25 protein-coding genes and 1 tRNA gene are annotated in these 22,580 nt (G+C 69.9%); 13 read left to right on the top strand and 13 right to left on the bottom strand.

The features are described from left to right. Positions 1 to 4: 4 nt before the first annotated feature. The 3 genes from murA to leuC all read right to left on the bottom strand — a co-directional run bounded on the left by murA (position 5) and on the right by leuC (position 3,500). Positions 5 to 1,372: a UDP-N-acetylglucosamine 1-carboxyvinyltransferase gene (gene murA, locus MA876_RS11695; RefSeq protein ID WP_248149068.1), complete on the bottom strand. Its 1,368-nt coding sequence runs from the start codon at positions 1,370 to 1,372 to the stop codon at positions 5 to 7. Between the two features lie 75 nt (positions 1,373 to 1,447). Continuing rightward, entirely contained in the window at positions 1,448 to 2,044 is a 597-nt protein-coding gene (gene leuD, locus MA876_RS11690) for a 3-isopropylmalate dehydratase small subunit (protein WP_248149064.1), read from the bottom strand. Position 2,045: 1 nt separating this feature from the next. Next, positions 2,046 to 3,500, bottom strand: a complete 1,455-nt coding sequence (gene leuC, locus MA876_RS11685; protein WP_248149063.1) for a 3-isopropylmalate dehydratase large subunit — start codon at positions 3,498 to 3,500, stop codon at positions 2,046 to 2,048. A gap of 235 nt (positions 3,501 to 3,735) precedes the next feature. On the opposite strand from leuC, the gene MA876_RS11680 reads away from it, so the two are divergent. Together MA876_RS11680 and MA876_RS11675 are read left to right on the top strand one after the other, a co-directional pair. Beyond that, positions 3,736 to 5,064, top strand: coding sequence for an O-acetylhomoserine aminocarboxypropyltransferase/cysteine synthase family protein (locus MA876_RS11680; RefSeq protein WP_248149060.1), 1,329 nt, complete (start codon positions 3,736 to 3,738; stop codon positions 5,062 to 5,064). Next, positions 5,061 to 6,377, top strand: a complete 1,317-nt coding sequence (locus tag MA876_RS11675; RefSeq protein WP_248149057.1) for an LLM class flavin-dependent oxidoreductase — start codon at positions 5,061 to 5,063, stop codon at positions 6,375 to 6,377. Before MA876_RS11680 ends, MA876_RS11675 begins: the two co-directional genes overlap by 4 nt. A gap of 10 nt (positions 6,378 to 6,387) precedes the next feature. Here MA876_RS11675 and MA876_RS11670 read toward each other — a convergent pair whose 3' ends face one another. Beyond that, complete coding sequence (locus MA876_RS11670) at positions 6,388 to 7,503, bottom strand: TerC family protein (RefSeq protein WP_248149055.1); 1,116 nt, start codon at positions 7,501 to 7,503, stop codon at positions 6,388 to 6,390. A 228-nt stretch (positions 7,504 to 7,731) separates the two neighbouring features. On the opposite strand from MA876_RS11670, the gene MA876_RS11665 reads away from it, so the two are divergent. Both MA876_RS11665 and MA876_RS11660 read left to right on the top strand, forming a co-directional pair. After that, a complete protein-coding gene (locus MA876_RS11665; protein WP_248149053.1) occupies positions 7,732 to 8,310 on the top strand; it encodes an RNA polymerase sigma factor in 579 nt (192 codons plus the stop codon). After that, the gene (locus MA876_RS11660; RefSeq protein WP_248149046.1) at positions 8,307 to 9,422 is read left to right on the top strand and encodes a DUF4349 domain-containing protein; all 1,116 of its coding nucleotides are present in this window, start codon (positions 8,307 to 8,309) and stop codon (positions 9,420 to 9,422) included. Before MA876_RS11665 ends, MA876_RS11660 begins: the two co-directional genes overlap by 4 nt. Position 9,423: 1 nt before the next feature. Here the strand turns inward: MA876_RS11660 and MA876_RS11655 are convergent, their stop codons facing one another. Genes MA876_RS11655 through MA876_RS11640 form a run of 4 tightly spaced genes read right to left on the bottom strand, consistent with a single transcriptional unit; the run spans position 9,424 to position 12,144 of the window. Then, positions 9,424 to 9,825, bottom strand: a complete 402-nt coding sequence (locus tag MA876_RS11655; RefSeq protein WP_248149044.1) for a PPOX class F420-dependent oxidoreductase — start codon at positions 9,823 to 9,825, stop codon at positions 9,424 to 9,426. 28 nt (positions 9,826 to 9,853) lie between these two features. Beyond that, complete coding sequence (locus MA876_RS11650) at positions 9,854 to 10,477, bottom strand: class F sortase (RefSeq protein WP_248149042.1); 624 nt, start codon at positions 10,475 to 10,477, stop codon at positions 9,854 to 9,856. A 7-nt stretch (positions 10,478 to 10,484) separates the two neighbouring features. Next, positions 10,485 to 11,294, bottom strand: coding sequence for a DUF4397 domain-containing protein (locus tag MA876_RS11645; protein WP_248149039.1), 810 nt, complete (start codon positions 11,292 to 11,294; stop codon positions 10,485 to 10,487). Positions 11,295 to 11,325: 31 nt separating this feature from the next. Next, positions 11,326 to 12,144 carry a hypothetical protein gene (locus tag MA876_RS11640; RefSeq protein WP_248149037.1) on the bottom strand — a complete coding sequence of 273 codons (819 nt, stop codon included), beginning with the start codon at positions 12,142 to 12,144 and terminating at the stop codon, positions 11,326 to 11,328. A gap of 241 nt (positions 12,145 to 12,385) precedes the next feature. Between MA876_RS11640 and MA876_RS11635 the strand changes: the two genes are divergently transcribed. The 8 genes from MA876_RS11635 to MA876_RS11600 all read left to right on the top strand — a co-directional run bounded on the left by MA876_RS11635 (position 12,386) and on the right by MA876_RS11600 (position 17,434). Beyond that, entirely contained in the window at positions 12,386 to 12,748 is a 363-nt protein-coding gene (locus MA876_RS11635) for a hypothetical protein (protein ID WP_248149035.1), read from the top strand. Between the two features lie 10 nt (positions 12,749 to 12,758). Further along, positions 12,759 to 13,103 carry an HNH endonuclease gene (locus MA876_RS11630; protein WP_248149033.1) on the top strand — a complete coding sequence of 115 codons (345 nt, stop codon included), beginning with the start codon at positions 12,759 to 12,761 and terminating at the stop codon, positions 13,101 to 13,103. A 100-nt stretch (positions 13,104 to 13,203) separates the two neighbouring features. Further along, positions 13,204 to 13,665, top strand: a complete 462-nt coding sequence (gene msrB, locus MA876_RS11625) for a peptide-methionine (R)-S-oxide reductase MsrB (protein WP_248149031.1) — start codon at positions 13,204 to 13,206, stop codon at positions 13,663 to 13,665. Further along, a complete protein-coding gene (msrA, locus tag MA876_RS11620; RefSeq protein ID WP_248149029.1) occupies positions 13,662 to 14,216 on the top strand; it encodes a peptide-methionine (S)-S-oxide reductase MsrA in 555 nt (184 codons plus the stop codon). The genes msrB and msrA overlap by 4 nt, the downstream gene beginning before the upstream one ends. A gap of 59 nt (positions 14,217 to 14,275) precedes the next feature. Next, complete coding sequence (locus MA876_RS11615; RefSeq protein WP_248149027.1) at positions 14,276 to 14,857, top strand: DUF2510 domain-containing protein; 582 nt, start codon at positions 14,276 to 14,278, stop codon at positions 14,855 to 14,857. Between the two features lie 239 nt (positions 14,858 to 15,096). Next, positions 15,097 to 15,300 (top strand): cold-shock protein, encoded by a 204-nt coding sequence (locus MA876_RS11610; protein WP_214466252.1) that lies wholly within the window; start codon positions 15,097 to 15,099, stop codon positions 15,298 to 15,300. Between the two features lie 100 nt (positions 15,301 to 15,400). Then, on the top strand, positions 15,401 to 17,032 hold the full coding sequence (locus tag MA876_RS11605) for an FAD-dependent oxidoreductase (protein WP_248149026.1): 1,632 nt from the start codon (positions 15,401 to 15,403) through the stop codon (positions 17,030 to 17,032). Between the two features lie 60 nt (positions 17,033 to 17,092). Further along, the gene (locus tag MA876_RS11600) at positions 17,093 to 17,434 is read left to right on the top strand and encodes a UBP-type zinc finger domain-containing protein (protein WP_248149025.1); all 342 of its coding nucleotides are present in this window, start codon (positions 17,093 to 17,095) and stop codon (positions 17,432 to 17,434) included. A gap of 94 nt (positions 17,435 to 17,528) precedes the next feature. Here the strand turns inward: MA876_RS11600 and MA876_RS11595 are convergent. Further along, positions 17,529 to 17,601 (bottom strand) — tRNA-Glu (locus MA876_RS11595). A gap of 109 nt (positions 17,602 to 17,710) precedes the next feature. On the opposite strand from MA876_RS11595, the gene MA876_RS11590 reads away from it, so the two are divergent. Further along, positions 17,711 to 18,349, top strand: a complete 639-nt coding sequence (locus MA876_RS11590) for an MBL fold metallo-hydrolase (RefSeq protein WP_248149024.1) — start codon at positions 17,711 to 17,713, stop codon at positions 18,347 to 18,349. A 54-nt stretch (positions 18,350 to 18,403) separates the two neighbouring features. Here MA876_RS11590 and MA876_RS11585 read toward each other — a convergent pair whose 3' ends face one another. The 4 genes from MA876_RS11585 to MA876_RS11570 form a co-directional block, all read right to left on the bottom strand. Then, on the bottom strand, positions 18,404 to 18,673 hold the full coding sequence (locus tag MA876_RS11585; protein WP_248149020.1) for an HPr family phosphocarrier protein: 270 nt from the start codon (positions 18,671 to 18,673) through the stop codon (positions 18,404 to 18,406). A gap of 82 nt (positions 18,674 to 18,755) precedes the next feature. After that, positions 18,756 to 20,795 (bottom strand): PTS fructose transporter subunit IIABC, encoded by a 2,040-nt coding sequence (locus MA876_RS11580; protein WP_248149019.1) that lies wholly within the window; start codon positions 20,793 to 20,795, stop codon positions 18,756 to 18,758. 37 nt (positions 20,796 to 20,832) lie between these two features. Continuing rightward, positions 20,833 to 21,777 (bottom strand): hexose kinase, encoded by a 945-nt coding sequence (locus tag MA876_RS11575; RefSeq protein ID WP_248149018.1) that lies wholly within the window; start codon positions 21,775 to 21,777, stop codon positions 20,833 to 20,835. After that, positions 21,774 to 22,553 carry a DeoR/GlpR family DNA-binding transcription regulator gene (locus MA876_RS11570; RefSeq protein WP_248150133.1) on the bottom strand — a complete coding sequence of 260 codons (780 nt, stop codon included), beginning with the start codon at positions 22,551 to 22,553 and terminating at the stop codon, positions 21,774 to 21,776. Before MA876_RS11570 ends, MA876_RS11575 begins: the two co-directional genes overlap by 4 nt. Positions 22,554 to 22,580 lie beyond the last annotated feature (27 nt).

Genomic DNA, 22,580 nt, shown 5'->3' with positions numbered 1-22,580 from the left:
CACGTCAGCCGATGACGTCGACGTCGGCGCCGAGGGCGTCCAGCTTGGCGAAGAACTTCTCGTAGCCACGGCGGATGATGCCGACGTTGCTGACGGTCGACTCGCCCTCGGCCGCGAGGGCGGCGATGACGTAGCTGAATCCGCCGCGCAGGTCGGGCACCTCGACGTCGGCGCCGCGCAGCGGCGTCGGGCCGGTGATGACGGCCGCCTGCTCGAGTGCGCGGCGCGGCACACGACGATCCGGGGCGTCGATGCCGTGCGGGTGCACGACGATGTCGGCCCCCATCTGCACCAGCGCGGCCGTGAAGCCGAGGCGGTTCTCGTACACCGTCTCGTGGACGACGGACTGCCCGTGCGCCTGCGTCAGCGCGACGATGAGCGGCTGCTGCCAGTCGGTCATGAAGCCCGGGTGCACATCGGTCTCGACCGTGACGGGCTTGAGCGGGGCATCTCCCCGGCGGAACCTGATGCCGTCCTCGTGGATGTCGAACGAGCCGCCGGCCTTGCGGAACACGTTGAGGAAGGTCAGCATCTCCTGCTGCTTCGCGCCGCCGACGTAGATGTCGCCGTCGGTCGCGAGCGCCGCGCACGCCCACGAGGCGGCTTCGTTGCGGTCGAAGATCGCACGGTGGTCGTAGCCCTGCAGGGAGTCGACGCCCTCGATGAGGATGACGCGATTCGGCTCGTACGAGATGATCGCGCCCATCTTCTGCAGCACCGCGATGAGGTCCATGATCTCGGGCTCGATCGCGGCGTTGCGCAGTTCCGTCGTGCCCTTCGCGCGGACGGCCGTGAGCAGCACCTGCTCGGTCGCACCGACGCTCGGGTACGGCAGAGCGATGTTCGCGCCGTGCAGCCCGTTCGGGGCCGTGATGCGGATGCCCTCGTAGCTCTTGTCGACCACGGCTCCGAACGCGCGCAGCGCATCCATGTGGAAGTTGATCGGCCGGTCGCCGATGCGGCAGCCGCCGAGATCGGGGATGAGCGCTTCGCCGAGCAGGTGCAGCAGCGGGCCGCAGAAGAGGATCGGGATGCGGGATGCTCCGGCATGCGCGTCGATCTCTTCGAAATGCGCCGCGACCGCACCGCTCGGGTCGAAGTGGAGCGTCCCCTCCTCGTCACCGTCGTCCACCCGCACGCCGTGCACTTCCAGCAGGGAGCGCACGACGCCGACATCGCTGATCTCTGGCACGTCGCGCAGCGTGCTGGGCGTCTCGCCCAGGAGGGCTGCCACCATCGCCTTCGTGACGAGGTTCTTGGCGCCCTTCACCTCGATGCGCCCGCTCAGTGGCCGACCGCCGCGGATCGCGAGAATCTCTCCGGATGGCTGCGGGTTTCCTGACGGTGCGGCGTCGCCGAGAAGGGTCTTCATCCAGTGAACCTCATTTGTGTCTTCGAGGGAGCGGGCGGTCGGGTGGTGCCACCCTGTTGAGGTGGCCTTCCCGGCTCAGCGGACGGGGAGTGTCCGCGGTCGCCACGCCTCGCGGCGAGCCTCGAACTGCGCGATCTTGTCTTCGTTGCGCAGCGTGAGCCCGATGTCGTCGAGCCCTTCGAGAAGCCGCCACCTAGTGTAATCATCGATGTCGAAAGCGATCTCGAGATCGCCGACCGTCGCGGTACGGGCCTCGAGATCGACAGTCATCCGGATGCCGGGATCCGCCGTGATCGCGGCCCAGATCGCCTCGAGGTCGGCCTCGGAGATGACGCCAGTGACGAGTCCCTGCTTGCCGGCGTTGCCACGGAAGATGTCGGCGAACCGGGGGCTCAGGACGACCCGGAATCCGAAGTCGCGCAGCGCCCAGACAGCGTGCTCGCGGCTCGAACCGGTGCCGAAGTCGGGGCCGGCGACGAGGATGGATGCACCCTGATAGGCGGGCTGGTTGAGCACGAAGTCGGGGTCCTGACGCCAGCTCGCGAAGAGGGCGTCATCGAACCCCGTCTTGGTGACGCGCTTGAGGTACACCGCAGGGATGATCTGGTCGGTGTCGACGGCGGAGCGCTGCAAGGGCGCGGCGATGCCGGTGTGGGTCGTGAACTTCTCCATGTCAGGCCCCGACCTTCTCGAGCGCGGGCAGATCGGACGGGCTCGCGAGGCGGCCGACGACGGCTGTCGCGGCGGCCACGAGCGGCGAGACGAGGTGCGTGCGACCGCCCTTGCCCTGCCTACCCTCGAAGTTGCGGTTGCTCGTCGAGGCGCAGCGCTCCCCCGGCGCGAGCTGGTCGGGATTCATGCCGAGACACATGGAGCAGCCGGCGAACCGCCACTCGGCGCCGAACTCGGTGAAGATCTTGTCGAGCCCTTCGGCCTCGGCCTCGAGGCGCACACGGGCCGAGCCCGGCACGACCATGACGCGCACGCCCTCGGCCTTCGTGCGCCCCTCGATGACGGACGCGAACGCGCGCAGATCCTCGATGCGGCTGTTGGTGCACGAGCCCATGAAGACCGCGTCGACCGCGACATCCTTCAACGGCGTCCCGGCCGCGAGATCCATGTACTCGAGCGCACGCTCGGCGGCGGCGCGCTCGTTGGGATCCGTGAACGAGGCCGGGTCCGGCACGATGTCCGACAGCGAGACGCCCTGCCCGGGGTTCGTGCCCCACGTGACGAAGGGCTCGAGCTGGTTCGCGTCGAGGAAGACCTCGGCGTCGTAGACGGCGCCCTCGTCGGAGGGCAGGGTGCGCCAGTAGGCGACGGCGTCGTCCCAGTCCTGGCCCTGCGGGGCGTGCGGCTTGCCCTGCACGTAGGCGAACGTCGTCTCGTCGGGGGCGATCATGCCGGCGCGGGCGCCCGCCTCGATCGACATGTTGCACATCGTCATGCGCCCCTCCATCGAGAGGGAGCGGATCGCGCTGCCGCGGAACTCGAGCACGTAGCCCTGGCCGCCGTTCGCGCCGATCTCGGCGATGATCGCGAGGATGACGTCCTTCGCCGTCACACCGGGCTTCAGTTCGCCCTCGACCGTGATCGCCATGGTCTTGAACGGCTTGAGCGGCAGCGTCTGCGTCGCCATGACGTGCTCGACCTCGCTCGTGCCGATGCCGAAGGCCATCGCGCCGAAGGCGCCGTGGGTCGACGTGTGGCTGTCGCCGCAGACGACGGTGATGCCGGGCATCGTGAGGCCGAGCTGGGGGCCCACGACGTGCACGATCCCCTGCTCCTTGTCGCCCAGCGAATGCAGGCGCACGCCGAACTCCTCGGCGTTGCGACGCAGCGTGTCGATCTGGGTGCGGCTCGTGAGGTCGGCGATCGGCTTGTCGATCTCGAGCGTCGGGGTGTTGTGATCCTCGGTCGCGATCGTGAGGTCGAGGCGGCGCAGCGGCCGACCCTCGGCCCGCAGGCCGTCGAAGGCCTGAGGGCTCGTGACCTCGTGCACGAGGTGCAGATCGATGTAGATGAGATCGGGCTCGCCGTTCTCGCCCTTCACGACGAGGTGGTCGTCCCAGACCTTCTCGGCGAGGGTCCGGGGGCGATCGGGGATGCCGGAATCAGTGGTGCTCATTGCTCAGTCGTTCTCCTGGGAAGAGGTGATCAAGCCCGCGACGAAACTCCGCGACGAGGGAGGCCTGGGAACTAGGACTCGTCGCGGCCGCTAAGGAGGAGGCGAGCGATCCGCACGGGGCCAGACTACCACCGCCCGAAGGGGGCCTTCCCCGTAACACTGCTTCTCATTCAGGGGCCCGATCCCGCCCTCCGTGTCACCCTGGGGAATCCGCTGTTCCCGAAAGGCCCGCACGATGACGACATCCTCCCGCCGCGACGGCTTCACGACGCGGCAGGTGCACGGCAGCCTCGCCGCGCAGTCGGCGCGCTCGCGGACGACGCCGATCTACCTCACGGCGGGCTTCCCGTTCGACGGATTCGACGACGCGGCGGCGCACTTCGGCCAGGGTGACGGGTTCGGCTACACCCGCGTCGGCAACCCCACGATCGACGTCGTGGAGCGCCGGATCGCGCTGCTCGAAGGCGGCGCGCAGGCGCTCCTCGTCGCGAGCGGCCAGGCCGCCGTGACGGTCGCGCTGCTCGGACTCGTGGCGTCCGGCGACCACATCGTGACCTCGACCCACATCTACGAGGGCACGCGCGGGCTCTTCCTCGACAACTTCGCGCGCCTGGGCATCGAGGTGGACTTCGTCGACGACATCGACGACCCCGCCGCGTGGGAGGCCCTCATCCGCCCCACGACCCGCGCACTGTTCGCCGAATCGCTCGCGAACGCACGCAACGACCTGCTCGATGTGCGCGCGATCGCCGACATCGGCGATGCCCACGGCATCCCGCTCGTCGTCGACAACACGCTGGCGACGCCGTACCTGCTGCGGCCGATCGAGCACGGGGCGGCCGTCGTCGTGCACTCGGCGAGCAAGTTCCTCTCCGGCCAGGGCTCGGTGCTCGGCGGCGTGATCGTCGACGACGGGCGCTTCGACGCCGTGGCCGCCGGCGCGAAGTACCCGCACCTGGTCGAACCGACGCGCACCGGCGGGGCGAGCGTCTTCGAGCGCCACGGCGGCCTCGCCCGCATCGCGCACCTGCGCGAGACCGTCGCACCGCGTCTCGGCCCCACGCCGTCGCCGCTCAACGCCTTCCTGATCGGCCAGGGGCTCGAGACGCTCAGCCTCCGCGTGCGCGAGCAGTCGCGCAACGCCGCCCTCGTCGCCGCGTGGCTCGGAGCCCGCCCCGAGGTCGCGACGGTCGACTACGTCGGTCTGCCGTCGCATCCGCATCACCGGCACGTCGAGCGCTATCTGCCGGACGGCGCGGGATCGGTCTTCACCTTCACGCTGCGCGGCGGCACCGACGAGGCGCGCCGATTCATCGAAGCGGTCGAGGTCTTCACGCACATGACCCACGTCGGCGACGTGCGTTCGCTCGTCCTGCATCCTGCGACGACCAGCCACGTGCAGAGGACTCCCGAGGAGCGGGTCGCTCACGGCGTGCAGGACGGCACCCTGCGGCTGTCGATCGGGATCGAGGATGCCGCGGACCTCATCGCGGATCTGGACCGCGCCCTGGCCGCGTCGCATCCGGTCGTCGTGCCCGGCGCCGGCCAGACGGTGCTCGCGTGAGCCGCCCCCAGCACTTCGGGTGGTTCCTCGCGCGCGGCTTCGGACCGCACGGGTGGGGGCACCCGTATCTCGACTGGAACTACCGCTGGACCGAGCCCGCGCTCTACCAGGAGTCGGTGCGGACGCTCGAGCAGGCGGGATTCGACCTGCTCATCATCGAGGACGCCCCGTCGCTCGGCTCCCCCGCGACGATCGACCTGCGCGTGCGGCAGGCGTTCGGCGGCCCCAAGCACGACCCCCTGCTGCTCGCGCCGTACCTGTTCGCCGCGACCCAGCACCTCGGCATCGTGCCGACCGTCAACCCGGCGGCGTACCTTCCGTATACGGCGGCGCGGCAGTTCGCGACGCTCCAGCACCTCAGCGGGCACCGGCTCGGGCTCAACGTCGTGACCGACACGGGCAGCGCGCGACACTTCGGCACCGCTCCCCCGCCCGACCACGACGGCGCGTACGACCGCGCTGAGGAATGGCTCGCCGGCATCAAGGCGCTCTGGAACAGCTGGCCCGAGGGAGCGCTCATCGCCGACCCCGCGCGCGGCCGCTACGCCGACGGCACGCTGCTCGGGCACGTGCAGCACCGCGGCGACTACTACGGCTTCGACGGTCCGCTCAATGCGCTGCCCTTCACGGACGGCGAGCCGGTCATCGTCTCGCCCGGCGGCTCGGGCCGAGGACTCGGTTTCGCGGGCGCCAACTCCGGCGTCCAGCTCGCGCTCGCACCCCTCGATCGCGAGAGCATCAGCGCGTACCGTGCCAAGATCCACGCGGCGGCCGTCGAGGCGGGCAGGGCGCCCGACGACATCAAGATCCTCTTCGCGATCCAGCCGGTCATCGTGTCATCGGCCGAAGAGGCGGATCGGGTGGTCGCGGCATCCCGCGACCCGGACGACGCGGCGATCGCCTACATCGCCGAGAAGCAGTCGAGCGACCTCGAGACCGACCTGACGGCGCTCGACCTCGACGCGCCGCTGGACCTCTCGGTCTTCGGCGGACACGTCTCGCAGGGCAGCATCGCGCGGCTCGTCGGGAAGCACGACGTGACGACCACGCCGCTGAGCACGCTGCTCGCCGCGCACGCGCGGCTGGGCCGGATCTCGGACCGCACGGGCTTCGTCGGCACGGCGGGCGAGTTCGCCGACCTCATCGAGGAGCTCGGGGACTGGGGCAACGACGGCGTGCTCATCTGGGGCGACCTTCACCCCGTGACGGTGCACCGGATCCTCGACGAGCTCGTGCCGATCCTGCGCCGCCGCGGCATCCTGCGCAGCGACTACGTCACCGGAGGCCTGCGGGCGAACCTGCAGGCGTTCTAGGGTTCGTCGCTCAGCGCTCGTCGGGGGCAGGAGGCTGCTCGACGGTGGACGGCGTGCCCTTCTCGTCGGCGACGACGGCCGCGGCGGCGTCCGCCGCGGGCGCGGCACCGGCGCCGTCGTCGATGGATGCCGCATCCGGCGCGGTCTTCTTGTCGCGCGCCGACGCGATGAGGCTCGCGATCGTCGCGACCGCCATCGCGACGATGATGACGCCGAGCGACATCCACGTCGAGATCTCGGGAGCCCACTCGATGTGCTCGCCGCCGTTGATGAACGGCAGCTCGTTGACGTGCATCGCGTGGAAGACGAGCTTGAGCCCGATGAAGGCGAGGATGAAGGCGATGCCGTAGTGCAGGTACCGCAGGCGGTCGAGCAGTCCGCCGAGCAGGAAGTAGAGCTGGCGCAGGCCCATGAGGGCGAAGATGTTCGCGGTGAAGACGATGAACGGGCTCTGCGTGATGCCGAAGATCGCCGGGATCGAGTCGATCGCGAACAGCAGGTCGGTCACGCCGATCGCGACGAAGACGATCAGCATCGGCGTGAACATCTTCTTGCCGTTCACGACCGTGCGGATCTTCGCACCGTCGTAGTGGTCGCTGATGTCGATCGTGCGGCGCAGGAGCCGGACGACGAAGTTCTCCTGCTTGACGTCGTCGTCGTGGTCGCCGCCCGGGAACGCCTGACGCCACGCCGTCCAGACGAGGAACGCACCGAAGATGTAGAAGATCCAGCTGAAGTTCTCGATGACGGCGGCCCCGAGCAGGATGAAGATACCGCGCAGGATGAGGGCGATGATGATGCCCACCATCAGGACTTCCTGCTGATAGCGCCGTGGAACGGCGAACTGGCTCATGATCAGCACGAAGACGAAGAGGTTGTCGATCGAGAGGCTGTACTCCGTGAGCCAGCCGGCGATGAACTGGCCCGCGTACTCGGGCGTGGAGAAGATCCACATGAGCCCCGCGAAGATGAGGGCGAGCGTCACGTAGAAGACGACCCACAGCGTCGATTCGCGTGTCGACGGGATGTGCGGGCGCTTGAGGATCAGCAGCAGGTCGGCGACGAGGATGAGGGTCAGCACGACGAGCGAGCCGACTTCGAACCAGATGGGGAGGTCGAGGTCCATTGAGGGCCTTTCGAGGGATGCAGGAGGGGTCGGTGGAACCCGAAAGTCTCTCCCCGCGAACCGACCAGTTCGCGACGCGCACCCGGGGCCGCACTGTCGGGGCCCGTGATGACGGATGCACGCTGTCGGGATACTCCCTCTCGCGGTTTACAGGATACCGGTGCCGGAGACGTCCGGACGCCACGTGAGACGATCCGGCATCCTTCGACACCCCCTGTCTGAGAGACAATGGTGCACACCGATGGCGAGGTGACGGTGGAGACGACGCGCAGCGATGCCGAGCTCGTGGCGATGGCCGCGAGTGGCAGCGAGCACGCCTTCCGCGCGCTCTACCGCGCCTACGTGCGTCCCGTGTACTGGATGGCGCACGGGCTCGTCGGCAACCCCGCCGATGCGGAGGACGTCGCGCAGGAGACCTTCCTCGTGGCGTGGCGCAAGCTCCCCGGTATGGAGCTCGCGGGCGACTCGCTCCTCCCCTGGCTCGCGACGATCTGCCGGTTCCAGGCGGCGAACCGCATCCGCCGGCAGAAGCGCGACCGCGAGCACACGGGCGCGTACATCGACGAGGCGATCCCCTCGACGGTGGATGTCGAGGAGCAGGTGCTGGGTGCCGACCTCGCCGAGCGGATCCTGCGCGAGGTCGAGGGCCTCACGCCGCTCGATCAGGACATCTTCCGGCTGTGCGCCGCCGAGGGCTACGCGTACCAGGCGGCAGCCGAAGAACTCGGTGTCGCCCACGGTGTCGTCCGCAATCGTCTCTCCCGCATCCGCACGCGTCTGCGGACGGTCGTCAAGGAGAGCACATGAACACGCAGCGGGATGACACGTCCCTTCCGCCACTGAGCGACGCGCGCATCGACGAGATCGAGGACGCGCTGTTCGCCGACATCGGTCGCGAACGTCGGAGCGACCGAACCCGGCGCGCGAAGCGCGGACGCATCTGGATGGCGAGTGGCGCCGCGGCGGCCGTCGTCGCGATCGCCGCGATCATCGCCCCGTCCGTCGGCGGGATCGTGGGCGGCGGCGCCGTGAACGAGGCGGGTGTCGCACCTGCATCCGACAGCGGCGTGGACTTCGCGAGCACTCCCATGGACGGCGCGAAGGATCTCGGCGGTGCGGAGATCGCCGAGGGCGCCCGCACCGGCGGCGAGGAGTCGGCCGCGACCACAGACCGGGACATCATCACGACGGCCTCCGCGAGCGTGACGGTCGACGACGTGACGGTCGCCGCCCGCAGCGTCGGTCGTGCGGCGGAGGCACGCGGAGGCTATGTCGAGTCGATGAACGTCGGCACGTCCGGCGGCACCGTGCCGATCGATCCGAGCACCGGCATGAGGCAGGACTCGATCGCCTACCCGTATCCGTCGGACGGTGCGTGGGTGACCGTGCGCGTGCCGACCGACCAGCTCGCGCCGCTCATCGAGGAACTCTCGGATCTCGGCGACGTGACGGCATCCTCGATCAACCGGCAGGACGTCACCGAGCAGACCGTCGATCTGCGCGCGCGGATCGAGTCGGCACAGGCATCCGTCGACCGTCTCACCGAACTCATGACGCAGGCCAGCAGCGTCGCCGACCTCATCGCCGCTGAAGCGGCGCTGTCGGAGCGCCAGGCGACGCTCGAGTCCTACCAGCAGCAGCTCGAGATGCTCGAAGGGCAGGTCGAACTGTCCACGTTGACGGTGACGCTCTCGCCCGTCGTCGAGACGGTCGAGGCCGACCCCGCGGGCTTCTGGGACGGACTCGTCGCGGGGTGGAACGGTCTCGTCGCGACGGTCAACGGCATCGTGATCGCGCTGGGGTTCCTGATCCCGTGGATCGTCGTCGTCGGCCTCATGGGATGGGGCGTCTGGGCGATCGTCCGCGCCGTGCGGCGGCGGCGCCGCGCGAAGGCCGCGCCGCCCGACGATCTCGGCTGAGCTACTGCTTCGTCGCCCGCTCGATCGACATGACCAGGATCACGCGCTTCTCCTTGTCGCGGGGCGGCGTCCGGCTGGGGTCGCCGTAGCGGTTCTGCAGGCGCACGTAGAACGCGCCCTCGGGGTCGGGGATCACCTCGACGAGCCGGCCGGCGACCTCGAGGTAGCGGAAGACGTCGTCAGGATCCGTGATCGACAGCGCCATCGACGGGTTGTGCTGCAGATTGCGCCACTTCTGCCGGTAGGTCGTGTGCGTGAAGCGGATGGTCTCGCCGTCGAACTCGAACCACATCGGGTTCACCTGCACGGTGTCGTCGGGGCGGATCGTGCCGAGGTGGCCGTAGTTGGCCCCCTCGAGCAGGTGTCGGTAGTCGGCGGGGATGATCTCGTCGGCGGAAGTCATGCAGCCAGTCTGCCGCGCTTCCGGTGCATCACGGGCGGAGCGCGGCGAAGACGATGAGGTTGTCGGTGTAGTGCCCGATCGACGAGTCGAACGAGCCCGCGCACGTGATGAGGCGCAGTTCCGGAGCGGGGACGTTGCTGTAGACGGCGTCACTCGGGAAGTTCGACTTCGCCGACTGCGCGGAACCGGTGACGACGAAGGTCAGCACCGTGGCATCCGACATCGATACGAGGATCTCCGCACCATCCGCGAGCTCGCCGATGCGCGAGAAGACCGCCGGCGCCGTCACCGAGTCGACGTGCCCCGCAATGATGGCCGGACCGATCGCGCCCGGCACGACTCCCCCGGCGTACCAGCCGGCGAGGTCGAAGTCGACCGGTGCCTCCAGCTCCCCGCTCGCGCCGATTCCCAGGGATTCCAGCGTCGAATCGACGCCGATCGACGGGATGCTGACGCTCACCGGGGTGGCGGTGGTGGTCGTGACGGAGCGGGGGTTGGGATCCTGCAGCCCGCCCGCGGCGAACGGATCCGCCGTCGCGACCGGGGCGGGTGCGGCCGCGGGTCGGGCATCCACGGTCGCGCACCCCGCCAGGACAGCCACCGACAGCGCCCCCGCGGCGAGCGCCGCGAGGACACGCGTCGGTCTGCTCATGAGCGCATCACTTCGCGATGCGGGCGAACGCGCGCTCCGCGTCGGCGTCGTGCGAAGCGAGCCATCCGCCGCCCGTCTGCACTCCGCCGATCGGCACGAGGGCCGCGGCCGCGCTGTCGAGGACGGGCACGATCGTCAAGCCGCCGTCCGCGGTGTCCAGGACGAAGAGCGACGTGACCGTGCCGGCGGCGACATTCACATCGGCCGTGTCCGAGACGCCGGAGCCGGTCAGGCGCAGCGTCCAGTCGCCGCCCGGCACTTCGGCGTAGGCCGTCGCCGTCCCCGCCTTCGCCTTGCTCGCGATAGAGACCCCCGTCGACGTGCGGACGTCGACGCTCGGAGTGAGGGTGGATGCCTGGATGACGCGGATACGCGCATTGCCGGCGGTCGGGGCCGTGAGGTCGTCCTGGTACAGACGCACCTTGAGCGCCTTCGTGGGTCCGTACGCGGCGGCGGTGGTCGCCGTTCCGCCCTCGATCTTGACGGTCGCCGAGAGGGCCAGCTTCGTCCAGTCCGTGCTTCCGGCCGGCACCATGCTCACGGTGTAGCTGCCGTTCGGGAGCGCCTGATACGGCGAGACGTCACCGTAGCCCACACCGCTCAGCTCGAAGAGGACCGATCCGCCGCTGAGTGCGGCGACCCGCACGTCGACGTCCTTCGTCTCGGGTGAGAAGTGACCGAGCCGAAGCCAGCCCATGTCCGCCGCGGCGGTTCGAACAGGGGGCGCTGCGGTCGCTGCCGTCGGGGCGGCGAGCGCGGCGACGAGGGCGATCGCCGCGATCACGACGGCGCTGCGGATTCTGCGGGTGACACTCATGATGGGACTTCCTTGTCTTCGGGTCGAGCGATCAATCGGGTGGGGTTTCTGAGGCGAGTGCGAAGCGCAGGACGAGGTCGGTACCCGAGACCGTCAGCGCATCGACGGCGTAGTCGCCGCTCAGCGAGTCGAAGATCGAGCGAGCCTGCCCGGAAGGCTCGTCTCCGTCGACGAGTGGCACGTCGCCGACCCGCCCGAGCGCGATCTGGCGGATCGTGCCGGCCTCCTCGCCGGGAACCACCGGCAGGTCGGTGACCGTGACGATGCCGACGCCCGCGAGCGCCCCCAGGACCGCGCTGATGCGCGCGTCGACGCGGCCGCTCGCGAACGCGACGCGATCCGGAGTGGACATCTCGACCGCGGGGTTGCGCGAGATCTCGGCGCCGAACTCGCGACGCATCGCGATGACGGATTGCTCGGATGCCGCGGCGATCACCGTGCCTTCGGGGACCACCCGACGGACCTCGATGTCACCGAACGATGCCGCCGCCACGGAGCTGCTCGCGGCTGCGCCGACCGACGCAGCCACGTCAGGATCGATCGCGACGTACGCGATCTCGCGCCACGGGACGGCCGCGGCATCCTCCGCCGTCAGCACGTCGTCGGGCGCCCATCCCGCGCCGACGAGGCCCGCGACGAGAGTGGGCTCGACGAGGATCCGCTGGCCGGGCTCGGCGTTGTCGATCAGCCAGTCCTGCGCGGCCGACTGCGCATTCGAGAGCGGAACCGCCGAGACGGCCCCGGTCGTCGGTGGCGCGCTCACCGCGGCGGACACGCCCGCACCGGCGAGGAGGCCGACGGCCGCCACCACCGGGACGAGGCTGATGACGATCGCTCGGCGATCCGTCATCCATCCCCCTACGCGCTTGCGGGAGTGGGCGAATCGCTCGCCGGCGCTCGGGCGCCGCGGGAAGGCGAGTGGCGCCGCGACCGGCTCAGGAGCGACGGCGACCTCTCGGCCGCGCGGCTCAGGGTCGCGAGGCGCGACGACAGCAGCTCGCGGCTCATAGGGCGCCTTCGTCACCGCCGGGCGCGGCGCAGCCCCTCGAGCGGTCTCGGCGTGCTCGCGGGCTTCCGCGGCAGGGGCGGCCGTGGACAAGGGATCGGACTTCGGCGACCCCTGCGTCGGCTTCGACGCCTGCGTCGGCGTCGACGCCTGCGTCGGCGTCGACACCTGCGACGGCTTCGACACCTGCGACGGCTTCGGCTTCGGCTGTGACGCCTGCGACGGCTTCGACACCTGCGACGGCTTCGGCTTCGGCTTCGACGACTGCGTCGGCTTCGACTTCGACTGCGACGGCTTCTTCGTGCTCGTCTTCTTGGGCGGAGTCTTGGGGGATTTCGACGATATCGCCGGTCCGCGGGAACTCTCGGGAGGAGTCATGCAGGGGATTCGCAGCCGTCGAGGATTCGGATTGGCGCGGCAGCGAGCCGCGACGCGCGGCGAGCGCTAGCGTCGGCGTCATGGCCCCTGCCCAGACCCGCAAGGCGCGCGCGGCGCGGCGACGATCGCGGCGCGTCGCGGCATCCGGAAGCGACCTCACGGACGCCGAGTGGTTCCGCATTCTGGATGCGTGGGCACGCTGCGCCTACTGCGGCGCGGACGGTGTGGCACTGCAGAAGGACTGCGTCCTGCCGATCTCGGGCGGTGGGCGGTACACGCTCGAGAACGTCGTGCCCGCATGCCGATCGTGCAACGCGAGCAAGTGCAACGAAGAGGTGACGTCGTGGATGCGGCGGCGAAGGCTCGACGAGCCGGCGTTCCTGCGCTCGTGGGTGGAAGTGATCGGCGCGTTCCGAGCGGGCTGAAACTCACGGCGCGCTCCCAGCTTCGCGGGACCAGAACGGCGGCGACAGGCGTTCTCTCCAGTGACGCCTCAGCCAGGGGCGGAATCCCGAAGGGAATCCCATGACCGACTACCCCAGAACCCCCGAGGCCGTGAGCGGTCTCACCGACCTGCAGTACGCCGTCACGCAGGAGGCCGGCACCGAGCCGCCGTTCCGCAACGCGTACTGGAACAACCACGCCGCCGGCATCTACGTCGACGTCGTATCGGGTCAGCCGCTGTTCTCGTCGACCGACAAGTACGACAGCGGCACCGGCTGGCCGAGCTTCACCAAGCCGATCGACCCGGACGCCGTGTCGACCAAGACCGACTGGAAGCTGCTGATGCCGCGCACCGAGGTCGTGTCCTCGGGAGCCTCGAGCCACCTGGGTCACGTCTTCCGCGACGGCCCACGGGATGCCGGGGGCCTGAGATACTGCATGAACTCGGCCGCACTGCGCTTCATCCCTGTCGCCGACCTCGAGTCCGAGGGATACGGCGCCTACCGCACACTCTTCACCACCGATCAGGAGAACGCATCATGACCAGCGGACCCACCGACACCGGAACCATCACGCAGCACCCCGGCACCGAGACCGCCGTCCTCGCCGGCGGCTGCTTCTGGGGCGTCGAGGACCTCATCCGGCGTCAGCCCGGCGTGCTCAGCACGCGCGTCGGCTACACGGGCGGCCGGAACGACCACGCGACCTACCGCAACCACCCCGGCCACGCCGAGGCGGTCGAGATCGAGTTCGACCCCGCCCAGACGTCGTACCGCGACATCCTGTCGTTCTTCTTCCAGATCCACGACCCGTCGACCAAGGACCGCCAGGGCAACGACATCGGGTCGAGCTATCGTTCTTCGATCTTCCCGCTCTCGCCCGAGCAGGAGCAGGTCGCGCGCGACACGATCGCCGACGTCGACGCCTCTGGCCTGTGGCCGGGCAAGGCCGTCACGACGATCGAGCCGGCGGGCCCGTTCTGGGAGGCCGAGCCCGAGCACCAGGACTACCTGATCCGCTACCCCAACGGGTACACGTGCCACTTCCCGCGCGCGGGCTGGGTGCTCCCCAAGCGCGCCGACGCGACGGCGTAACGACCCAAGGCGGATGCCGCGGCCCTCGCGGGTCGCGGCATCCGTCGTATCCTCGCTGCATGTCAACATCGGCGGAAGCGGGCTGGTACGACGACGGCACCGGCAAGCAGCGGTGGTGGGACGGCAGCCGATGGACCGAGCATTATGTCGACTTCCGCGAACGCGACCTCGAACTTCACACGGATGCCGCGGCCCCCTCGGTCGGGTCGGGAACGGTCGCCGGCTGGTATGACGACGGGCGAGGCAGGGAGCGCTGGTGGGACGGCGCGCGCTGGACCGAACGGACGCGCTTCAGCGGTGAGGAGCGTACCCTCGCGGGCATCGTCGTCGACGGGAAGTGGATCCATTTCGGGATGCTGAGCCAGCCCGTTGCGGGTGCGCGGGCATCCGTCGAGTCCGGGGTGGACCTGTTGCGCCGCGGCCGTCTCGAGAAGCCCGCCGTCGCACGCGTGCTGTACGGACCCCGGGGGCAGATCACTCCGCATCAGCTCAAGCGATCGGTCGACCCGCTGGCTGTGCACATCGTCGTCGAGGTCGCCGATCAGACCTGGCTGACGTACGTCGCGACGGGTCAGGATGCCGAGGCCCGCACCTTCGCGTCATGGATCTCGTCGGTGGGCGACCACTACCGGTACCGCTGATGTCCAGCGAATTGCGGTAAGGTCGTCTTGCCCACTCGGGTCATGCGTCCACTCCTCCGTGCGGAAAGCCGGAGTTGCAGACATCGTGACGCCCGGACGGTCACCTCCGACCTCCGACCTCCACCCTCCCCATCCCACGACAGCATCCGCCGGATGCGTCCCCGAAACGTCCGTTCCGCACACGTCGGAGCGGCACACATGGCCGCTCACGCGGCCCGCAGAAAAGAAGGAATAACACGATGGCCACTGGCACCGTGAAATGGTTCAACTCCGAGAAGGGCTTCGGCTTCATCGCTCCCGATGACGGCGGCGCCGACCTGTTCGCGCACTTCAGCGCGATCACCGGAGAAGGCTACAAGGAGCTCCGCGAGAACCAGAAGGTCGAGTTCGAGGCCGAGCGCGGCCCGAAGGGCATGCAGGCGGCGAACATCCGTCCGCTCTGATCACTTGATCTGAGTCCGGCCGGGGTGGCGAGAGCCACCTCGGCCGTTCTCGTTCCCGGAACCGGCCCTGCAGCCCCGTTCTGTCGCTACCCTCTTTGCTGTGAAGGACGTCCAGCTCGATCCGATTCAGCGCCCGACTCTGACCGATGCTCAGTGGGAGCGACTGCTGGCCTTCGGCGAGCCCGCAGACGTGGAGCCGGGCGACTACCTCTTCCGGTCGGGCGACCCCGCCTACGACCTCATCCTCATCGAGGACGGCGAAGTCGAGATCGTGCGCGACTCGCTCGGGTGGGTCGAGGAGGTCGTGATCGCGACGATGGGCCCGCGGGCCTTCGCCGGCGAACTCGGTCTGCTCAACGGCCAGAGCCCGTTCCTGTCGTGTCGGGCGACCGAGCCGAGCCGCGTCCGTCGCGTCGACTACGCCGCGCTGCGCCGGCTCATGTCCGAGGACGACGAGCTGTCCGACATCATCCTGCACGCACTGTGGGCGCGGCGCGAAGGGCTGCGTCACGGCCCCGCGTCCCTGACGCTCAAGCTCGTCGGCCCGAAGTCCAATCGCGACTTCATGTATCTGCGACGGTTCGCCGAGCGCCTCGATCTCGTGCACACCGCCGTCGAACTGCAACCCGGGTCGCTCGGGCACCTCGACGAGCACGGCATGACGGTCGCCGACCTGCCGGTGGCCTTCATCCAGGGCGAGCCGATGCTCCGCGCGACGCCCGGCATGGTCGCCGAGCGCTTGGGGCTGAGCTATCAGCCGCACGGCGACGAGGTCGTCGACCTCGTCGTGGTCGGCGGTGGCCCGGCGGGACTCGCCGCCGCGATCTACGGCGCATCCGAGGGGCTCAGCACCGTTCTACTGGACTCCGTCGCACCGGGCGGGCAGGCCGCCGCGACGTCGCGCATCGAGAACTTCCTCGGCTTCCCGTTCGGGGTGAGCGGCGGCAACCTCATCGGCCAGGCTTCGCTCCAGGCGCTCAAGTTCGGCGTGCGCGTCTACGCGCCGTGCGAAGCGGTCGCGCTCGACCCGGTCGGCGACAACCTCGACATCACCCTGAGCGACGGTCGCATCATCCGCTCCCGCACCGCGATCGTGACGTCGGGCGCCGCCTACCGCCGCCTCGACCTCGAGCGATGGGACGAGTTCGAGGGTGCCGGCATCTTCTACGCCGCGACCCCGCTCGAACTGCGCCAGGTGCGAGAGTCGCCCGTCGTGGTCGTCGGCGGGGCGAACTCGGCGGGTCAGGCGGCGCTGTACCTCTCGGCGAGCGGCTGCCCCGTGCGCCTCGTCGTGCGCGGCGACGATCTCGGCACGCGGATGTCGTCGTACCTCGTCGATCGGCTGCAGGAGGATCCGCACATCGACGTCCTCACCCGCTCGCAGGTCGTGGGGCTCGACGGCGACTCGTCGCTCGAGCGCGTACGCATCGATCGCGTCGGCGAGGTCGACGCGCGCGGGCTCTTCTGCTTCATCGGCGCCGAGCCCGCGACGACCTGGCTCTCGGCCCTCGATCGCGACGACGACGGGTTCCTGCGGACGGGGACGGATGTCGCGGTGCAGACCCTCGAGCAGTGGCAGCGCGTCGGACGCGAGCCGTTGCCGTTCGAGACGTCGACACCGCGGGTCTTCGCCGCAGGGGACGTGCGGCGGGGATCGATGAAGCGCGTCGCCGCCGCCGTCGGCGAGGGGTCGAGCGCCGTCGCGTCGGTGCACCGGGCCCTGGCGGGGTGAGGTCGAGGCCGGCCGGAGCCCGCCCTGGCGGGTTCCCGAGCTCTCTGGCAGTCTGACCGCATGGACGACATCGACCCCGACGTTCCGCCGAGCGGCACGGGCTGCGTCGAGTGCGACGAGAGCGGCAGCTGGTGGGTGCATCTGCGGCGCTGTGCGAAGTGCGGACACGTCGGATGCTGCGACGACTCGATCAACAAGCATGCGACGGCCCACTGGCACGAGTCGGGGCATCCGATCATGCAGACGTTCGAACCGGGCGAGGACTGGTTCTGGGACTACCGCACGGAGCGCACCGCTCGCGGACCTCAGCTCGCACCCCCGACCAGTCGCCCCGCTGATCAGACGGTCCCCGGGCCGGCCGAACGTGTACCGGCGGACTGGCAGCAGGAGCTCAGCGGGTAGAACGGATACGACACGCTCGCGGGTGCGCGTCCTCGCCCTGATGCGGTGGAAAACGAAGGAAGCCCGGTCCTGTGGACCGGGCTTCCTTCGTTTGTGACCCCAGCGGGATTCGAACCCGCGTTACCGCCGTGAGAGGGCGGCGTACTAGGCCGCTATACGATGGGGCCGTTCGCGACAACCGTTCGATTATGCCATGTGTCGGGCACCCCGACCAAATCGAGGTGCGGTTCGGCGCGCATGCTTGCCGCCACCCTTCGGTGACGGTTGACTCTCCTCATGCGAGTCACGAAATTCGAGCACGCAGCCCTGCGCGTCGACCTCGAGGGGCGCACCCTCATCATCGATCCCGGATCCTTCACCCTGCCGCTCGACGATCTGTCGCACGTCGTCGCCGTCGTCCTCACGCACGAGCATCCCGACCACTGGACGAACGAACACCTCGACCGCATCCGCGAAGCCGTGCCGAACGTGCCGGTCTACGGTCCGCAGGGCGTTGCGAACGCCGCCGGCGGCTACGACATCATCGTCGTGAATCCCGGCGACACCGTGACGGTGGAGCCGTTCACGCTCCGGTTCTTCGGCGGCAGGCATGCCGTCATCCACGAATCCATCCCGGTGATCGACAACGTCGGCGTACTCGTCAACGACAGCCTCTACTACCCGGGCGACTCGTACGCCGTGCCGAAGGGCGTGGCCGTGGACCTGCTCGCCGCACCGATCGGCGCACCGTGGCTCAAGATCGGCGAGGCGATGGACTTCGTCCTCGCCGTCGCCCCGCGGCGCGCATTCGGCACGCACGACATGACGCTCTCGGTGATCGGCCACACGATGCACCACGCGCGCCTGAAGTGGGCGACCGAACAGGGTGGCGGAGAGTACCTGCCGCTCGAGCCGGGCGGTTCCGCCGAGATCTGAACCGACGAAGAAGGGCGATGGATGCGGCATCCATCGCCCTTCTTCGGGTCGACGCTATTCGGCGTCGAGATCCGTCTCGAGAAGCGCCACGAGCTCATCGAGAGCCTGCTCGGCGCCCTCGCCCTCGGCCTTGAGCGTCACGACCGTGCCGTTCGAGGCGCCGAGGCCCATGAGCGACAGGATGCTGCCCGCGTTGAGGTCCTTGCCTCCTTCGACGGCGATCGTGACGGGGATCTTCTTCTCCTGCACCGCCTGCACGAAGAGCTTCGCGGGACGGGCGTGCAGCCCTGAGCTGCTGGCGATGGTGGCTTGACGCTCTGCCATGGGTTCTCCTTCGTCGGCGTTCCTGTACTCACTCTCTCGCATCCGCCCCGCTGATGCGAGGATCACGGCACGGATGCGCGTCTCAGACCGCGACGGCGACGGCCGAGGACTCCTCCGCCTCGCGCAGCTCCTTCGGAGCGACGTACTTCTTCAGCGCGATGATGAGCAGTGCCGAGATCACGGTGCCTACGAGCAGCGCCACGACGAAGCCCCAGATGGGCTGGATCGCGAAGAGCACGAAGATGCCCCCGTGCGGCGCGTAGGACTGCACACCGAACACCATGCACAGCGCGCCCGTCACCGCACCGCCGACCATCGAGGCCGGGATGACGCGCAGCGGGTCGGCGGCGGCGAACGGGATCGCGCCCTCCGAGATGAACGACGCTCCCAGCAGCCAGGCCGCCTTGCCGTTCTCGCGCTCGACCGGAGTGAACAGCGGCCGTGCGAGCAGGGTCGAGGCGAGCGCCATCGCGAGCGGCGGCACCATGCCGGCGCACATGACCGCACCCATGATGAGCAGCGGCGCGGGGTTGTCGGCGGAGCCCGCGGCAAGACCCGCGACGGCGAACGAATACGCGACCTTGTTGACGGGTCCGCCCAGGTCGAAGCACATCATCAGGCCGAGGATGACGCCCAGGCCGATCGCCGCGCCACCGGATTCGGTGAGGCTCGTGAGCCAATCCGTCAGCCACACCATGAGGGTCGCGATCGGGCGACCGAGGAACAGGATCATGAGTCCGGATGCCACGATCGAGCCGACCAGCGGGATGATCACGACGGGCATGAGGCCGCGCAGCCAGCGCGGTGCCGGGAGCCTGCCGAGCCACCACGCCACGACACCGGCGAGCAGACCGCCGATGATGCCGCCGATGAAGCCGGCGTTCATGAGCACCGCGACGGCGCCCGCGACGAAGCCGGGCGCGATGCCCGGGCGATCGGCGATCGCGAAGGCGATGTACCCCGCGAGCGCCGAGACGAGGAAGCCCATCGACGTCGCGCCGATCATGAAGGCGACCGAGCCGAGATACTGCCCGAGGCCGCCCGCCGGGAGGTCCCACAGCGAGTTCTGGATGATGACGTCCGCCGCGTCGTCGGTGACGTTGTAGCCGCCCAGCAGGAAGCCCAGAGCGATGAGCAGACCGCCACCGGCGACGAACGGGATCATATAGCTCACACCGGTGAGCAGGATGCGCTGGATGTTGGCGCCCCACGACAGCTTCTGCGTCGATCCGCCGGCGCCGGCGGCATCCGCCGTGCCGGGCACGCGCGCGCCGTTCGGGTCCTTGGCGGCAGCGATCGCGGCGACGATGAGCGCGTCGGGCTGCTCGATGCCGCGCTTCACGCCTGAGCGCACGACGGGCTTTCCGGCGAAGCGCTGCACTTCGCGCACGTCGACGTCGTTCGCGAAGATGACGGCATCCGCTCCGTCGATGACCTCGCGCGGGAGCGCCTGGTAGCCGCTGGAACCCTGCGGCTCGACGACCAGGTCGACCCCCGCCTTCTTGCCCGCCGCGGTCAGCGCGTCGGCGGCCATGAAGGTGTGGGCGATACCGGTCGCGCACGACGTGACGGCGACGATCTTCGCGGGGCGACCGTCGATCGTGTGACCGTCATCGGCCGCAGCCGCGACCGCGGCGGGCGCTGCCGCGGCGGCGGGCGCCGACGCGTCCCCTTCGCCGATGGCGCCCCGCACGATCGCGACGACCTCGTCGTCGGTTCGCGCGGCGCGGAGCCCCGCCGTGAAGTCGTCCTGCATGAGGCTGCGGGCGAGCTTCGACAGGACGGCGAGGTGGGCCTCGGCCGCGGTGTCGGGAGCGGCGATCAGGAACACGAGATCGGCTGGACCGTCGGGAGCGCCGAAGTCGACGCCTGGAGCCAGACGCGCGAACGCGAGCGACGGTTCGGTGACGGCGGCGCTCTTGGCGTGCGGGATCGCGATGCCGCCCGGGAGCCCGGTCTCGTCCTTCTCCTCGCGGGCCCACGCGTCGGCGAAGAGCGCGTCCGCGTCGGTCGCGCGCCCCTCCGCGACGACGCGGGCCGCGAGGGCGCGGATGACTGCCGCCTTGTCGGCGCCGAGATCGGCGTCGAGGCTCACGAGAGCCGGTGTGATGGTGTCGGACACGGTGACCTCCAGTGGTCGATGTGGTTTCGTGTGGTTTTCAGTCGATGGCCGAGATCGGCACGTCTGCGGTGGGGAGATCCATCGGGCGCGGCGCCTGCGTACCGGCGAGGGATGCCGCGGCCGCGCCGTAGCGGATGGCGCGGGCGAGCCGCTCCGGCGGCGCCGCCCCCTCGGACTCGGCGAGCAGATAGCCCGCGAGCGAGCTGTCGCCGGCACCGACGGTGCTCGCGACCCGGATGCGCGGAGCCGCCCCGATCCATGCGCCGTCGGCGGTGACGAGGATCGCCCCGCGCGCACCGAGGGTCACGAGCGCCGCTCGGGCCCGGTCGGGCACGACCGTTCGTGCGACCGCGAGCACGGCTGCGTTCAGGTCGGGCCCGCCGAGCCCGCCCCCCGCGAGCTCGGCGAGTTCTTCGTCGTTCGGCTTGATGAGGTCGGGGGTGGCACGGTCGACGACGGCACGCAGCGCGGGGCCGGAGGTGTCGACGGCGACGAGTGGCGCGGACGCGCCGTGCGCCGCGCGCACCGCCTGCACCACCTCGACGTAGAAGTCGTCGCCGACGCCGGGTGGCAGCGAGCCGGCGAGGACCAGCCAGCGAGCCTCGGCCGTCGCGTCGACGACGGCCGCGATGAGAGCTGCGGTCTCGCCAGGGGCGAGCGATGCGCCAGGGAGGTTGATCTTCGTCGTCGTGCCCGCGGGGTCGGTGATCGTGAGATTCGTCCGTGCGCGGCCCGCGACCGGAACCCGGAGCGCCGGGACGCCCGTGGCGCGCAGCGCCGCGTCGAAGGGGTCGTCCTGAGCCAGCGGCAGCACGGCGACCGTGGACGCACCGGCGGCCGCGACGGCGCGGGCCACGTTGATGCCCTTCCCGCCCGCATCCTCCCGCTCCCCCGTCGCCGCCTGCACTTCCCCAGGCTGCAGCGGTGCGTCGAGCCGGATCGCCCGATCCATCGCGGGATGCGCCGTGAGAGTGACGATCATGCGAGCCACACCTCCACCCCGGCGTCGTCGAGCGCGGCCGCAAGTGGTGCGTCGGGCGCGGCATCCGTCACCAGGACGTCGATCTCGTCGAGCGAGGCGAACGAGACGAGCAGCTCGCGGCCGAGCTTCTCGGCATCGGCGACCAGCACGACGCGTCGCGCCGAGCGCACGATGGCGGACTTCACCGCGGCCTCGTCGGCGTCGGGCGTGCTGGCTCCGAAGCCTGTCGACAGGCCGTTCGTGCCGAGGAATGCGACGTCGGGGCGCAGGCCCGCGATCGCCCGCACCGTGTCGGCGCCGACAGCGGCCTCGGTGAGCGGACGCACCCGGCCGCCGATGACCGAGAGCGACACCTGCGGGACGGCGGCCAGGGCCGTCGCGAGCGGAAGAGCGTGGGTCACGACGTCGATACGCGAGGCGGTGAGCCGGGGAGCGAGCTGCGCGGCCACCGCGGCGGTCGTCGTACCCGCATCGAAGAAGACCGAGCCCCGGAACCCCTCGCCGAGGGCGTCGAGAGCGCGTCGGGCGATGGCGGACTTGGCCGGCGCGTGACGCAGAGCGCGCTCGCCGAGCGACGACTCGGTCGTGCTGGCGCGCTCGTTCGGCACAGCGCCGCCGTGCACGCGACGCAGGGCTCCGGACTGCTCGAGCAGGTCGAGATCGCGGCGGATCGTCTCGGTCGTGACGTCGAAGCGGCGGGCGAGGTCGACGACGCTCACGCGCCCCTCATCGCCGAGCAGTCGCTCGATGAGGTCGTGTCGCTCCGTTGCGTACATCTTGCGCCCTTCGTTGGTTTCCCACAC

Origin of the sequence: Microbacterium aoyamense (assembly GCF_023155855.1) — a bacterium.
Classification (GTDB): Bacteria; Actinomycetota; Actinomycetes; order Actinomycetales; family Microbacteriaceae; genus Microbacterium; species Microbacterium aoyamense.
Note: the sequence above shows the minus strand (reverse complement) of the source record. Positions and strands in the feature narration are given on the sequence as shown.

Excerpts from the sequence above, each read along its gene's own strand:
- murA (WP_248149068.1), bottom strand. The coding sequence starts at position 1,372 with ATGAAGACCCTTCTCGGCGACGCCGCACCGTCAGGAAACCCGCAGCCA.
- leuD (WP_248149064.1), bottom strand. The coding sequence starts at position 2,044 with ATGGAGAAGTTCACGACCCACACCGGCATCGCCGCGCCCTTGCAGCGC.
- leuC (WP_248149063.1), bottom strand. The coding sequence starts at position 3,500 with ATGAGCACCACTGATTCCGGCATCCCCGATCGCCCCCGGACCCTCGCC.
- MA876_RS11680 (WP_248149060.1), top strand. The coding sequence starts at position 3,736 with ATGACGACATCCTCCCGCCGCGACGGCTTCACGACGCGGCAGGTGCAC.
- MA876_RS11670 (WP_248149055.1), bottom strand. The coding sequence starts at position 7,503 with ATGGACCTCGACCTCCCCATCTGGTTCGAAGTCGGCTCGCTCGTCGTG.
- MA876_RS11665 (WP_248149053.1), top strand. The coding sequence starts at position 7,732 with ATGGTGCACACCGATGGCGAGGTGACGGTGGAGACGACGCGCAGCGAT.
- MA876_RS11660 (WP_248149046.1), top strand. The coding sequence starts at position 8,307 with ATGAACACGCAGCGGGATGACACGTCCCTTCCGCCACTGAGCGACGCG.
- MA876_RS11655 (WP_248149044.1), bottom strand. The coding sequence starts at position 9,825 with ATGACTTCCGCCGACGAGATCATCCCCGCCGACTACCGACACCTGCTC.
- MA876_RS11650 (WP_248149042.1), bottom strand. The coding sequence starts at position 10,477 with ATGAGCAGACCGACGCGTGTCCTCGCGGCGCTCGCCGCGGGGGCGCTG.
- MA876_RS11645 (WP_248149039.1), bottom strand. The coding sequence starts at position 11,294 with ATGAGTGTCACCCGCAGAATCCGCAGCGCCGTCGTGATCGCGGCGATC.
- MA876_RS11640 (WP_248149037.1), bottom strand. The coding sequence starts at position 12,144 with ATGACGGATCGCCGAGCGATCGTCATCAGCCTCGTCCCGGTGGTGGCG.
- MA876_RS11630 (WP_248149033.1), top strand. The coding sequence starts at position 12,759 with ATGGCCCCTGCCCAGACCCGCAAGGCGCGCGCGGCGCGGCGACGATCG.
- msrB (WP_248149031.1), top strand. The coding sequence starts at position 13,204 with ATGACCGACTACCCCAGAACCCCCGAGGCCGTGAGCGGTCTCACCGAC.
- msrA (WP_248149029.1), top strand. The coding sequence starts at position 13,662 with ATGACCAGCGGACCCACCGACACCGGAACCATCACGCAGCACCCCGGC.
- MA876_RS11615 (WP_248149027.1), top strand. The coding sequence starts at position 14,276 with ATGTCAACATCGGCGGAAGCGGGCTGGTACGACGACGGCACCGGCAAG.
- MA876_RS11610 (WP_214466252.1), top strand. The coding sequence starts at position 15,097 with ATGGCCACTGGCACCGTGAAATGGTTCAACTCCGAGAAGGGCTTCGGC.
- MA876_RS11600 (WP_248149025.1), top strand. The coding sequence starts at position 17,093 with ATGGACGACATCGACCCCGACGTTCCGCCGAGCGGCACGGGCTGCGTC.
- MA876_RS11590 (WP_248149024.1), top strand. The coding sequence starts at position 17,711 with ATGCGAGTCACGAAATTCGAGCACGCAGCCCTGCGCGTCGACCTCGAG.
- MA876_RS11585 (WP_248149020.1), bottom strand. The coding sequence starts at position 18,673 with ATGGCAGAGCGTCAAGCCACCATCGCCAGCAGCTCAGGGCTGCACGCC.
- MA876_RS11575 (WP_248149018.1), bottom strand. The coding sequence starts at position 21,777 with ATGATCGTCACTCTCACGGCGCATCCCGCGATGGATCGGGCGATCCGG.
- MA876_RS11570 (WP_248150133.1), bottom strand. The coding sequence starts at position 22,553 with ATGTACGCAACGGAGCGACACGACCTCATCGAGCGACTGCTCGGCGAT.